The organism is Halogeometricum sp. S3BR5-2 (genome assembly GCF_031624635.1).
GTDB classification, from domain to species: Archaea; Halobacteriota; Halobacteria; order Halobacteriales; family Haloferacaceae; genus Halogeometricum; species Halogeometricum luteum.
On record NZ_JAMQOQ010000002.1, the window covers coordinates 586,935 to 599,503 of the forward strand.

The 12,569-nt window shown below is 68.9% G+C and carries 12 protein-coding genes; 8 read left to right on the top strand and 4 right to left on the bottom strand.

The annotated features are described in order from the left end of the window. The first annotated feature begins 125 nt into the window (after window positions 1–125). From NDI79_RS09485 to NDI79_RS09495, 3 genes are all read left to right on the top strand, one after another. Window positions 126–1,013 (top strand): isoaspartyl peptidase/L-asparaginase, encoded by an 888-nt coding sequence (locus tag NDI79_RS09485; protein WP_310928228.1) that lies wholly within the window; start codon window positions 126–128, stop codon window positions 1,011–1,013. A gap of 75 nt (window positions 1,014–1,088) precedes the next feature. Continuing rightward, window positions 1,089–2,024 (top strand): oxidoreductase, encoded by a 936-nt coding sequence (locus tag NDI79_RS09490; protein WP_310928229.1) that lies wholly within the window; start codon window positions 1,089–1,091, stop codon window positions 2,022–2,024. A 73-nt stretch (window positions 2,025–2,097) separates the two neighbouring features. Continuing rightward, window positions 2,098–2,733: a DsbA family oxidoreductase gene (locus NDI79_RS09495; RefSeq protein WP_310928230.1), complete on the top strand. Its 636-nt coding sequence runs from the start codon at window positions 2,098–2,100 to the stop codon at window positions 2,731–2,733. A gap of 130 nt (window positions 2,734–2,863) precedes the next feature. Here the strand turns inward: NDI79_RS09495 and NDI79_RS09500 are convergent, their stop codons facing one another. Next, a complete protein-coding gene (locus tag NDI79_RS09500) occupies window positions 2,864–2,998 on the bottom strand; it encodes a hypothetical protein (RefSeq protein ID WP_268762475.1) in 135 nt (44 codons plus the stop codon). 53 nt (window positions 2,999–3,051) lie between these two features. On the opposite strand from NDI79_RS09500, the gene NDI79_RS09505 reads away from it, so the two are divergent. After that, window positions 3,052–4,326, top strand: a complete 1,275-nt coding sequence (locus NDI79_RS09505; RefSeq protein WP_310928231.1) for an RNA-guided endonuclease InsQ/TnpB family protein — start codon at window positions 3,052–3,054, stop codon at window positions 4,324–4,326. A gap of 49 nt (window positions 4,327–4,375) precedes the next feature. Here NDI79_RS09505 and NDI79_RS09510 read toward each other — a convergent pair whose 3' ends face one another. Continuing rightward, window positions 4,376–5,323, bottom strand: a complete 948-nt coding sequence (locus NDI79_RS09510) for a cation diffusion facilitator family transporter (protein WP_310928232.1) — start codon at window positions 5,321–5,323, stop codon at window positions 4,376–4,378. A 140-nt stretch (window positions 5,324–5,463) separates the two neighbouring features. Between NDI79_RS09510 and NDI79_RS09515 the strand changes: the two genes are divergently transcribed. Beyond that, window positions 5,464–7,341, top strand: a complete 1,878-nt coding sequence (locus NDI79_RS09515; protein ID WP_310928233.1) for an ABC1 kinase family protein — start codon at window positions 5,464–5,466, stop codon at window positions 7,339–7,341. Window positions 7,342–7,347: 6 nt separating this feature from the next. Here NDI79_RS09515 and NDI79_RS09520 read toward each other — a convergent pair whose 3' ends face one another. Beyond that, window positions 7,348–7,752, bottom strand: a complete 405-nt coding sequence (locus tag NDI79_RS09520; protein WP_310928717.1) for a winged helix-turn-helix transcriptional regulator — start codon at window positions 7,750–7,752, stop codon at window positions 7,348–7,350. A 116-nt stretch (window positions 7,753–7,868) separates the two neighbouring features. Here NDI79_RS09520 and NDI79_RS09525 point away from each other — a divergent pair, with 116 nt between their 5' ends. From NDI79_RS09525 to NDI79_RS09535, 3 genes are all read left to right on the top strand, one after another. Next, a complete protein-coding gene (locus NDI79_RS09525; RefSeq protein WP_310928234.1) occupies window positions 7,869–8,843 on the top strand; it encodes a ring-cleaving dioxygenase in 975 nt (324 codons plus the stop codon). Beyond that, entirely contained in the window at window positions 8,843–9,496 is a 654-nt protein-coding gene (locus NDI79_RS09530; protein WP_310928235.1) for an alpha/beta hydrolase, read from the top strand. Before NDI79_RS09525 ends, NDI79_RS09530 begins: the two co-directional genes overlap by 1 nt. A gap of 100 nt (window positions 9,497–9,596) precedes the next feature. Next, entirely contained in the window at window positions 9,597–10,253 is a 657-nt protein-coding gene (locus NDI79_RS09535; RefSeq protein ID WP_310928236.1) for a metallophosphoesterase family protein, read from the top strand. A 68-nt stretch (window positions 10,254–10,321) separates the two neighbouring features. Here the strand turns inward: NDI79_RS09535 and ppk1 are convergent, their stop codons facing one another. Next, a complete protein-coding gene (gene ppk1, locus NDI79_RS09540; protein ID WP_310928237.1) occupies window positions 10,322–12,550 on the bottom strand; it encodes a polyphosphate kinase 1 in 2,229 nt (742 codons plus the stop codon). Window positions 12,551–12,569: the final 19 nt, after the last annotated feature.

Here is a 12,569-nt window from a genome sequence, read left to right on the forward strand (position 1 = left end):
GCCGTTATCGGCGCGGAGGACGGATATTCAACCTTACGGCGACTGGTTCGCCGCCGTCCCGTCGCGCGCCGACGCGCCCCGCGCGAGTCGGTGCCGTTTTCTCGCCCCCCGTCGTCGCCCGTCCCATGCGAGTCATCGTCCACGGCGGCGCCGGCGGCGTCCCCGAGGAACCGGAGCCGAGACAGCAGACGCTCGACGAGGCGGCCGCGACGGGGGCGTCCCGCGAGACGCCCGCCGACGCCGTCGAGGCGGCCGTCCGCGCCCTCGAATCGGACCCGGCGTTCAACGCGGGCGTCGGCGGCGCCGTCCAGTCCGACGGCCGCGTCCGCACCGACGCGGGCCTGATGACGAGCGACTTCGAGGCGGGCGCGGCGGCGGGCATGGACGGCGTCGAACACGCCGTCTCCGTCGCTCGGACAGTGCTGGCGGAGACGCCGCACGTCCTCGTCGCCGGCCGGCCCGCCGTCGACGTCGCGGAGGAGTTCGGCGTCGAGACGGGCGTCGACCTGTTCACCGCCGAGACGCGGGAGCGCTGGGAGGACGCCGACCCGCCGGAGGGGTCCCCCCGGGACCACCTCGCGTGGCTCGAATCGAAGTTCGGCGAGTCGAGCGCGACGGCGTCGAACGAGGCGGACCTCTCGGACCACGACACCGTCGGCGCCGTCGCCTCGAACGGGGAGGAGTTCGCCGCCGCCACCTCCACCGGCGGACGGTGGTTCGCCCTCGCCGGCCGCGTCGGCGACGTGCCGCAGATAGGCTCCGGTTTCTACGCCGCGCCCGCCGGCGCCGCCTCGGCGACGGGCGCGGGCGAGGACATCGCCAAGGCCACGCTCACCCGTCGGGCCGTCCGCCACGTCGAGTCCGGCATGGACGCACAGGCGGCCGCGGAGTTGGCCGTCGGCGAGTTCGAGGAACTCACCGGCTCGGAGGCGGGCGTCATCGTCGCCGACGAGGAGGGCGTCGGCAGCGCGTTCAACACCGAGGGGATGCAGACGGCCGTCGCGGAGCGGTAGGCGGCGCCGTCGGTACTCCCGCGGCGCTTCCGCGAGCCGCGGACTTTACCGTGGCCGTCCCCTATTCGATCCCACATGACATCGAACTGGACTGTCGAGAACGCGCCCGACCAGTCGGGCAGGACGGCGGTCGTGACCGGGGCGAACAGCGGCCTCGGCTACGAGGCGACGCGGATGCTCGCCGAGAAGGGAGCGCACGTCGTGATGGCCGTTCGGAGCCCCGAACGCGGCCGCGAGGCCGCGAAGGACGTGCTCGAAGCGGTGCCCGACGCCGACCTCACGCTGGCGAGATTGGACCTCGCGGACCTCGACTCGGTCCGCCGGTTCGCCGAGTGGTTCGACGGCGAGTTCGACGAACTCCACGTCCTCGCCAACAACGCGGGCGTGATGGCGATTCCGCGCCGCGAGACCGAACAGGGCTTCGAGATGCAGTTCGGCGTCAACCACCTCGGTCACTTCGCGCTGACGGGCCGCCTCCTCGATACGCTCCGCGAGACGGACGGGGAGACGCGCGTCGTCACCCAGTCCAGCGGAATCCACGAGAACGGCGAGATGGACTTCGAGGACCTGATGGGCGAGGACTCCTACGACAAGTGGGGCGCCTACGGGCAGAGCAAACTGGCGAACCTGCTGTTCGCCTACGAACTCCAGCGACGCCTCGAACGCGCCGGCGAGGACGACGTGCTCAGCGTCGGTTGTCACCCCGGCTACGCCGCGACGGACCTCCAGCGGCGCGGGCCGGAGATGGAGGGGTCGTACCTCAAACTGCTGGGGATGAGCCTCGCCAACCGCGTCCTCGCCCAGAGCGCCGAGATGGGGGCGCTCCCCCTCGTCTACGCCGCCACCGCTCCGGACGTCGACGGCGGCGAGTACATCGGTCCGACCGGGTTCCAGAACATGCGCGGCTACCCCGGCGAGAACGAGTCGAGCGCCGACTCCCACGACGAGGCGGACGCCTACCGCCTGTGGGAACTGTCGGAGAAACTGACGGGCGTCGCCTACGGCGTCTGAACCGTCGGGACCGCTAGCGGCGAGTCGCGCCCCGGACGCTCCCTTTTACCCGCGCGGCGCCGTATCCGGAGGTATGAGTGACGCCGCATCCGCCGAGCAGATAACGGTCTACTCCGACTACGTCTGCCCGTTCTGTTACCTGGGACGGGAATCGCTCCGGCAGTACCAAGAGAGCCGTGAGGACGAGTTGGAGATAGACTGGCACCCGTTCGACCTTCGGAGCGGGAAGCGCAACCCCGACGGCACCATCGACCACGACGTCGACGACGGCAAGGACGACGACTACTACGAGCAGGCGAAAGAGAACGTCCGCCGCCTACAGGAGCGGTACGACGTCGAGATGGACCTCGACATCGCGACGGACGTCGACTCCCTGCCCGCGCAGGTGGCCTCCTACTACGTGCGAGAGCACTACGACTACGGGACGTGGCTGGCGTTCGACGTGGCGATATTCGACGCCCTCTGGACGGAGGGGGAGGATATCGGCGACGAGGCGGTGCTGGTCGAACTCGCCGCCGAGGCGGGCGTCGACGGCGACGAGATACGCTCGGCGCTGGACGACGACGCCCTCCGCGGGGAGGTCCGCGAGCAGTTCACCGAGGCGAAACAGCAGGGAATCACCGGCGTGCCGACGTTCGCGTACGACGGCTACGGCGCGCGCGGCGCGGTACCCCCGGAGCAGTTGAAGCGACTGGTCGAGGGGAACTGACCTGAATCAAGGAGAGAGTCCCGCCGTTCACGGCGTTGACGCGAGCTACGCTCTCGTTCGCACACCAGAACGTGAAGCGTTCTGGGGACGGGCGTGAATCCGACAACTGCCAAACAACCGCCGACGACACTCAGTCCGGGGTATCCAAGTTCTCCGCCGCGTGGAGCAACATCCCCTTCCACGTCAGCCCGTTGTGCCGCTTAATCGCCCGTAACCGCTCGTACTGGTCGTCATCCTCTATCTCGATTTGGACCGTCGTTGCCATGTCACCATTGACTAAACATAGGTTTATCAATGTGATGCACGAACCAGTAGTTGATGAAGCGGACCAACACATTCGACGTGGTTCCTCAGTCCGACGAGGACGAGGAGTTGCTTCGACGCCTGTTGGACGCTTCTGCCGCTCTCTGGAACGAAATCAACTACGAGCGCCGCGAACACTACGCCGACCCCGACGCGGACGTGTGGGAAATCAGTGAGTATCGCGGACGCTACGGCGGGACGCTCGGCGCGTCCACGGTTCAGCAAATCGAACGGAAGAACCGCGAAGCGTGGCGGTCGTTCTTCGCGCTCAAGAAGAAGGACGAAGCCAACGGCAAGCCCGGATACTGGGGCAACGCCGAGGACGGCCGCGAACTCCGAACGTACATCCGCAATACGTCGTACTCTGTTGAGTGGGGTGAATACTCCCGACTCGAAATCCTCATCGGGCAGGATCTAAAAGACGAGTACGGTCTTGGATACCGCGAACGCCTTCGGCTCGAAGTCCGCGGCGAACCCAACTGGGACGAGTGCGACAAGCAAGGTCGGCTGGAGTTGTTCTGGGACGAGGACGCACAGACATTCAGGGCCTTTCAGCCAGTCACTATCGACAATTCTCAGCTGGCACAACCATTGGCGGACGAAACCGCCGCTCTGGATATTGGTGCAAACAACCTCGTTGCCTGTTCGACTTCGACCGGCACGCAACTGTTGTACGAGGGGTGCGACCTGTTCGAGCGGTTCCGCGAGACGACGCGAGAAATCGCCCGGCTTCAATCGCTCTTGGACGACGGCCGGTACAGCAGTCACCGGATACGCTCGCTGTACCGACGACGGACGCGCCGCCGCGACCACGCCCAAGACGCGCTTGCCCGCGATTTCATCGAGAGATTGCACGGCGAAGGCGTCTCCACCGTGTACGTCGGCGCGTTAACGGACGTACTGGACACGCACTGGTCGGTCGAAGCGAACGCGAAGACGCACAACTTCTGGGCGTTCCGGGCGTTCATCGACCGACTCGCGTGTACCGCCGAGGAGTACGGTATCTCGGTGGAAGTCCGCTCGGAAGCGTGGACTTCTCAAGAGTGCCCGCAGTGCGGTTCAACCGACCGGACGACGCGCCACCGCGACACGCTGACGTGTCCGTGCGGCTTCGAGGGACACGCGGACCTCACGGCGTCCGAGACGTTCCTGAGACGGCAGACGACGGTAGCACGGCCGATGGCACGGTCTGTGCGCCTCAAGTGGGACGACCACGAATGGTCAGAGTCACCACGCTCTTGTCCCAACGAGGAGCGCACGAACCCGCAAGTTGCCTCCGTGGGTCGGTAAGCGATACCCCCAGCGCGAGGAAACCCCGGCGTTCACGCCGGGGAGGATGTCATGTCTGCGGTTCGAGGTACGCCTTCCGAACCTGCGGCTCCGCGTCCATTATCGCCGCTTTGATCCTGCTGATGCGGTCGTCGATGGTGTCGGCGTCGAGGCTCGAATCGAACGCCACGTCGGCGGTGACGACGATTTCCTCGGGGCCGAAGTACACCGTCCGGAAGTCGACGAGTCGCTCGACGCCGTCGCCGCTCGTCACGATGCCGCGCAGGCGCTGTTCGTCCTCTTCCGGGAGGCTCTCGCCGAGCAGCAGCCGCTTGTTCTGCCACGCCAGCGCGACGGCGAAGCCCATCAGCAACAGGCCGATGAGCAGGGCGGCGATGCCGTCGTACATCGTGTTCCCGGTCTGTTCGGTCAGGTAGATGCCGACGATGCCGATGGCCGCCCCCGCGAGGGCGATGGCGTCCTCGACGAGCGCCGTCAGCGTCGTCACGTCGCTGGTCTTCCGAAAGGCCTCGCGGAGTCCGCTCCAGTTGTGCTCGACTATCTGCGCCTGTATCCCGTCGTACGCCTTCTTGAGCGCCCACGACTCGAAGGCGATGGCGAACAGCAGCACGGCGTAGCTGATCTGCGCCCCGGACAGCGTCACCTCTATCACCGGAATCGTGGCGTTGCTGATGTGGAAGCTCCCGCCGCCGACGAGCGTCTCGTACCCCTTCCGGGCGCTCTCGATGCCCGCGACGCCGAACAGCAGCACCGAGACGAGGAACGCGTAGAAGAACTGCGCCTTCCCGTAGCCGAACGGGTGGTCGCGGTTCGCCCGCTGTTTCGAGTAGCGGAGGCCGAACAGGAGGAATATCTGGTTGCCCGTGTCCGATATCGACTGGTACGTCTCCGAGAGCATCGCCGCGCTCCCGGTGAGGAGAAATCCGACGAACTTCATGACGGCGATAGAGCCGTTGGCGATGAGGGAGGCGACGACGACCGACTTACTCTCTGCCATTGAAAAGTGCTCCCCGCCTCGGAGTAAAGGGCTACTGGCAGTTCCGCGCGCCGCGGGCGCCTCGTCCCGCCGGTCGCCCGTCCGACCGGTGTCGGGCGACTCCCTTTTTGCCCTCGCGGTCCCGAGTACGCGTACCGCGAATGTCCGCCTCCGCTCCGGACGACCCCGACGGCTCGCCCCCGAGCGACGGCCCCGCCGACGCCCGCCCGTCCCGGTCGGCGCTCGACGCCGTCCCCGACTCCGACTCCGCTCACGGTCCCGACCCGGACCGCCCCTCCGGCGTCCGGGTGGCGCTCCGGTCGCTGTGGCGACTGCTCGTCGTCGTCTACGCGTTCCTGCCCCTCTTTGTCGCCGTCGCCCGCGACAGGCGGCGCTTCCTCCTGTTCGGCCGGTCGCGCCGGACGGACGCGGCGACCCGCACCCGGCGGGCGACGTCTCTACGGGACACTCTCGTCTCCCTCGGCCCGACGTTCGTCAAACTCGGGCAGGTGCTCTCCACCCGACCGGACGCCCTTCCGGCCGAGTACGTCGAAGTGCTCTCGACCCTCCAGGACGAGGTGCCGCCGGACGACTGGGAGACGGTCCGCCCGCGAATCGAAGACGAACTCGGCCCCGTCGAGGAGGCGTTCGACGAGTTCGACCCCGACCCCATCAGCGGCGCGAGTCTCGGGCAGGTGTACACCGCCGTCGCCGACGGCGAACGCGTCGCCGTCAAGGTGCTGCGTCCGGGCATCCGCCGCGTCGTGGAGGCGGACCTACGCGTCGTCGAGCGGTTGGTTCCGGTGCTCGTCCGCTTCGCGCACCCCGGCCAGCGCTTCACCTTCGAGAACCTCGCCGGGGAGTTCGCCGACACCATCCACGAGGAGATGGACTACGCGCACGAGGCGGCGATGCTCCGGCGGATCCGGCGGAACTTCGCGGACGACCCGAAGATTCGGGTGCCGACCGCGCGCGAGGAGCGTTCCACACGGAACGTCCTCACGATGGAGTACGTCGAGGGGACCAAGATAGACCGCGTCGGGGAACTCGACCGGATGGGCGTCGACCGGGAGGCCCTCGCGCGGCGCCTCGAACGCGCGTACATCGAGATGATGCTCGAACACGGCCTGTTCCACGCCGACCCCCACCCCGGAAATCTGGCCGTGCAGTCCGACGGCACCCTCGTCTTCTACGACTTCGGGATGACCGGCCGCATCGACGCCGCCACGCGCGAGCACATGTACGAGTTCTACGTCGGCGTCGCCACCGACGACGTCGACCGGGTGATAGACGCGTTCGTGGCGATGGGTGCGCTGGACCCGTCGGCCGACCGGGCGCTGATGCGCGAGGCGTTCTCCGTCGCCATCGACACCCTCGGCGGCGAGGACGTCGACGAGTACCGCGTCCGGCAGTTGGTCTCGGAGTTCCAAGCGACGCTGTACGACTTTCCGCTCCGCCTGCCGCAGAACCTCGCCCTCGTCGTCCGCGTCTCGACGGTGCTGGAGGGGGTCTGCCGGACGCTCGCTCCCGGCTTCGACTTCGTGGAGGAGGTGACCGAGTACGTCGACGAACGGGGAGTCGACGGCGGCGGCGACGGCGAGGAGGGGGGCGACTCGTCGATGAGAGAGCGCGTCGCCCGCGAGTACGCCGAGGACGCGGCCGACCAGTTCCGCGAGGCGACGCGGACGCTCCTGACGGTGCCGCCGAAACTGAGCCGCGTGCTGGGGTTGGTCGAACGGGAGAACGTGCGGGTGAACGTCGTCCTCGCGGAGTCGGAGGCGTTCGAGTCGTTCGCGAAGGAGGTCGTCTCGGGACTCCTGCTCGCGGGCAACCTCCTCGCCGTCGCCCTCCTGTACGCCCTCGAAAACGAGGTGACCGCCGGCGTCGCCGCCCTCGGCGTGCCGCCCCTGCTGGTGCTCTGCTACGTCGCGTTCCGGCGCGAACGCGGCGTCCGCGTCCGCGGAAACCCGCAGTTCACGAGGCAGGGGATGCGCGCCCGGCGCGAAGAGGCGGGGGCGCCGGGCAAGAACGGGGACTGAAGGGGGTTACTCGGCCTGCGCGGCGGCCGTCCCCGCCGACTCCTCGTCCTCCTCGACCGCCGCGGGGTCCTCGCCCGGCGGCGGCGAGGCCAACCACTCGTCGGCCCAGTCGCTTATCTCGTCGAAGACGGGGCAGAGCGACCGCCCCTTCGAGGTGAGCGAGTAGTACGTCGCCACCGGGGCGTCCTCCTCCAGTCGGCGGGAGACGAAGCCGAGTTCCTGCAGGTCGTCGAGGACGCGCGAGAGCGTCCGCGAACTCGACCCCGTCGAGCGCTTCAGTTCGTTGAACCGCTTCTCGCCGTCCTGTAGGTCGTGCAGGACGATGAGCCGCCACTGCGAACCGATCTGTTGAATCGAGTCGATGACGCCGCACGCTTCCTCGCTGTATCGCTCTCCGTCTTCGGGGGGCATCGATGTCACCTGATAGCCCGTACGTCCGGGAACCTACATATGGTTTCGGTTCCGTACTAAGTAACAGAGTGAAACTGGCGGTTCGACCGGCGAACGCGCCCTAACTCCACACCACCATGAACACCACAGGCATCCACCACGTCACGGCCGTCGCGGGCGACCCGACCGAGAACGTGCGGTTCTACACCGACGTGCTCGGCCTCCGACTCGTCAAGCGCACGGTGAACTTCGACGACACGCACACCTACCACCTCTACTTCGGCGACGAGACGGGGTCGCCCGGCACCGCGATGACGTTCTTCCCGTTCGGCGAGGGCCGACCCGGGCGACCCGGCCGCGGGCAGGCCGTCGCCACGGCGTTCGTCGTCCCCGAGGGGAGCCTCGGCTACTGGCGCGACAGACTCGAATCGCTCGACGTGACCGTCGGCGAGGAGGAAGACCGGTTCGGCGCGGGCGTCCTCCCCTTCGAAGACGGCGACGGCCAACCGCTGGAACTGGTCGAGGGCGAGACGGACGTCGAACCGTGGGCGGACGGACCGGTTCCCGAAACGCACGCCGTCCGCGGCTTCCACGGCGTCACGCTCCAGTCGGCGGACCCCGGCGCGACGGGCCGCGTCCTCGAACTTCTCGGGTTCGAGCGCACCGACGAGGCGGGCGACAGAGTCCGCTACGTCGCCGACGGCGACCGGGCGACGGTCGTCGACCTCCTGACGCGCGAGTCGCCGCGGGGACGGCCCGGCGTCGGCACCGTCCACCACGTCGCCTTCCGCGTCCCCGACGTCGAGACGCAGACGGCGTGGCGCGAGCGACTCTCGGAGGCGGGCCAGAACGTCACGCCGCGGAAGGACAGACAGTACTTCCAGTCCATCTACTTCCGGGAACCCGGCGGCGTCCTCTTCGAGGTGGCGACGGACGGCCCCGGCTTCACCGCCGACGAGTCCGTCGAGTCGCTCGGGTCGGACCTGAAACTCCCGTCGTGGCTGGAGGACGACCGCGAGGAGATAGCGGCGCACCTGCCGCCCCTCGACGGCGTCGCCGGGGCGGAGACGGGAACCGAGGCCGGGGCCGGAACCGGGGAGGCGTCGGACTGATGGCCGCGAGCGACGACCCGCACGCAGACCAACCGATACTGACGGCCGGCGCGGACCCGGCGGACGCCGACGTCGCCGTCGTCCTCGTCCACGGCCGCGGCGCGACGGCGCGCGGGATGCTCGGCTTCGCCGACGAGTTCGGTAAGGACCGAATCCACTACGTCGCCCCGCAGGCGCAGCGTGGGACGTGGTACCCCAACTCGTTCATGGCGCCCGTCGAGTCGAATCAGCCGCATTACGAGTCGGCGCTGGCGCGCGTCGACCGCGCGGTCGCGCAGGCGCGCGAGACGACGGGGCTCCCCTCGGAGCGAATCGTCCTCACCGGCTTCTCGCAGGGGGCGTGTCTGCTCTCCTCCTACGTGGCGACGCATCCGACGCGCTACGGCGGCCTCGTCCTCCTCTCGGGCGGGTTCGTCGGGGAGGAGGGGACCGACTTCCGCTTCGACGGTTCGCTCGACGGCACGCCGGTCATGCTCGGCGTGAGCGACGACGACCCGCACATCCCCCTGTCGCGCGCCGAGGAGACGGTCGAGGAACTCGAACGGATGGGCGCGGAGGTGCGCTTCGACGTCTACGAGGGCAGCGAACACCGCGTCTTCCCCGAAGAGGTCGAGTACGCGCGGGACCTGCTCGGCTCGCTTCTGAGCGAGTAGTCGGGGCGCGCCCGACCCGCTGGTGACATCGTATTGACACGGATTCGAGACCGTCTCGGGTGCTTACGGCTAAGGCGTCCGAGTCGTTACCCACACGCAAATGCTCGTTCTCGGTGACGCTCACGCCGACGACCCCGCCCGCAGGGACGCCCTCCTCGCGGCGTACCGCGAGACCGACCCCGACGCCGCCCTCCAAGTCGGCGACCTGTTCCACTACGACCTCCCGGCGCCGACGTGGTTCGTCGCGGGCAACAACGAGGACTTCGACGTGATAGACGCCCTCCGCCGCGGCGACGCGACGCTGACGGACGCCGGACGGCCGCACCTGTTGGCCAGCACCGCCGCCGACGTGTCGGGCCTCCGGGTGGGCGGCCTTTCGGGCAACTTCGCCCCGACGCAGTACGACAAGTCGCGCGCGGACCTCGCGGGCGAGCGACGCCGCCACTTCGTCCGCGCGGAGGTCGAACGGGCGGCGTCGCTGACCGACGTGGACGTCTTCCTCGCGCACCAACCGCCGCGCGGCCTCCTCCGCGTCGCCGGCGGCCGCGACCCCGGCGTCGGCGCCGTCGACAAGATACTGCGGGCGGTCGAACCCGACCTCCTCCTCGTCGGCCACAACCACCGCCACGCCGAGGCGACCATCGAGGGCGTCCGCGTCGTCAGCCTCGCGCCCGCCTGGGAGGCGTACTACACGCTCGACCCGGCGACGCTCGAACTCGAACGGCACGACGTCGAACGGGACGCGACGGAACCGTAGCCTCGGGAACGGGCGGGTCAGTGGCTTATACCGTCGCCGGCACGGGACGCCGTCGTCACCGGGTCGAGTCACCGCTCGTAGTCCGCGAGCGACTCCCGCATCACGTCGCCGCGCGCCAGCGACATCAGGGCGTCGTGCGCGACGAACTCCGCCTCCCCGTCGGCGGGTCTGCGGCGCTCGTAGGCCCCCTCGGCGTCCATCACCCACCGCTTGCGGTTGTCCGCGAGCAGCGTCCGCAGGACGGCGTCGAGGTCCCGCCTGAGTTCGGGGTCCTCGACGGGCGCGACGGCCTCGACCCGGCGGTCGAGGTTGCGCGTCATCCAGTCGGCCGAACCGACGTAGTAGTCGGGGTTTCCCGCGTTGTGGAAGTAGAATATCCTGGAGTGTTCGAGGAAGCGGCCGACGACGCTGGAGACCGAGACGGTCTCGGAGAGGCCCTCGACGCCGGGTCGGAGGCGGCAGATGCCGCGCACCACCAGGTCGATGTCGACGCCGGCGCGCGACGCCGCGTACAGTTCCCGGACCATCGCCGGGTCCTCCAGCGAGTTCATCTTGGCGACGATGCGGGCCTCCCGCCCCGCGCGGGCGCGGTCGGCCTCGCGGCGGACGAGGCGGACGAACGCGTCCCGGAGGTTCTCTGGGGCGACGAGCAGTTTCTCGTACTCGGTGTGGCGGGCGTGCCCCGTGAAGAAGTTGAACAGTTTCACCAGGTCGCGGCCGACGGCCCGGTCGGCGGTGAGCAGTCCGAGGTCGGTGTACGTCTTCGCCGTCTCGGAGTGGTAGTTGCCGGTGGCGACGTGCGAGTAGAGGCGGACGGCGTCGGCCTCCTGACGGACGACGAGCGCCGTCTTCGCGTGCGTCTTCAGCCCCACGGTGCCGTAGGCGACGTGGATGCCCTCCTCTTCGAGGCGCTTCACCCAGCGGAGGTTGTTCTCCTCGTCGAACCGCGCCTGCAGTTCGACCACCACCGCCACCTGCTTGCCGCGACTCGCGGCGTCGATGAGCGTCCGGATGACGCTCGAATCGGGCGCGGTGCGGTAGATGGTCGCCTTGATGGCGAGCACGTCGGGGTCGCTCGCGGCCGCCGAGAGGAACGCCTGTACCGTCCCCGCGAAGGAGTGGTAGGGGTGGTGGACCAACAGGTCGTCCGCCCGAATCTCGGCGAACAGCGCGGCGGGGTCGTCGGGGTCGACGTCCGCCAGTCGCGGGTGCGGTTGCGGCGTCCACGCGGGCAACTGCAGGTCCGGGCGGTCCGCGTCGGCGAGAGAGAAGCAGAATTTCTGACCGATAGGGCCGGAGCGCTCGTACACCTCGGCCTCCGAGAGGTCGAGTTGGTCGAGGAGCACCTCGCGGACGAACGGGTGCGCGTCGGCGTCGAGTTCGAGGCGGACGACGGTGGCGAAGCGACGCTGTCGGATGACGTCCTCTATCGTTTCGATGAGTCCCTCGGCCACGTCCTCGTTGCGCCCCACCTCCGCGTTGCGCGTCACGCGGAACGCCGCGGCGTCGACCACCTCGACGTTCGGAAACAGCAGGTCGAGGTTCGCGCACAGCACGTCTTCGAGGAAGACGAAGCGCCGCGCGTCCCCGGACGCGCCGTCGGCGCCCGCCTCGTCCGGGTCGGCCACCCCGTCCGTCACGTCGGCCACGGGGACGAGTCGCGGGCGGTTCGGCGGCACCTTCACGCGCGAGAAGCGCAGGTCGCCGTCCGGCCCGTCCCGCGTGAGCACCGCGACCGAGAGGCTGAGATTCGAGATGAAGGGGAACGACCCCGCCGGGTCGAACGTCAGCGGCGTCAGCGTCGGCAGCACCGACTCCTCGAAGTACGACCGCAGACCCCGCCGCTCCGCCTCGCGCAGGTCGCCGTGGTCGAGAATCTCGATACCCGCGTCGGCGAGGGCGGGGCGGACCGCCTCGGCGAAACACCGGTCCTGAATCTCGAACAGGTCGGACGCCCGCGACAGCACCGCCGACCACTGCTCTCTCGGCGTGCGGCCGTCGGGCGACGGCGCGGTCACGCCGGCGTCGATCTGCTGTTTGAGGCCGCCGACGCGCTTCATGAAGAACTCGTCGACGTTGCCCGTGAAGATGGCGAGGAACTTCGCCCGCTCCAACAGGGGGTTCCGGTCGTCGAGCGCCTCGTGGAGGACGCGGTGGTGAAAGGAGAGTTCGCCGAGTTCGCGGTTGAGATACCACGTCGGGTCGTCCTCGTCGGCGTCGAACGATGCGGGCGCGTCCTCCGGGGCGATGGGCGGCGTCCGCGCGGGGGCGTCGACCTCTCGGTCCTCCGAAGTCATCGATAGTGACCTGCCCGCG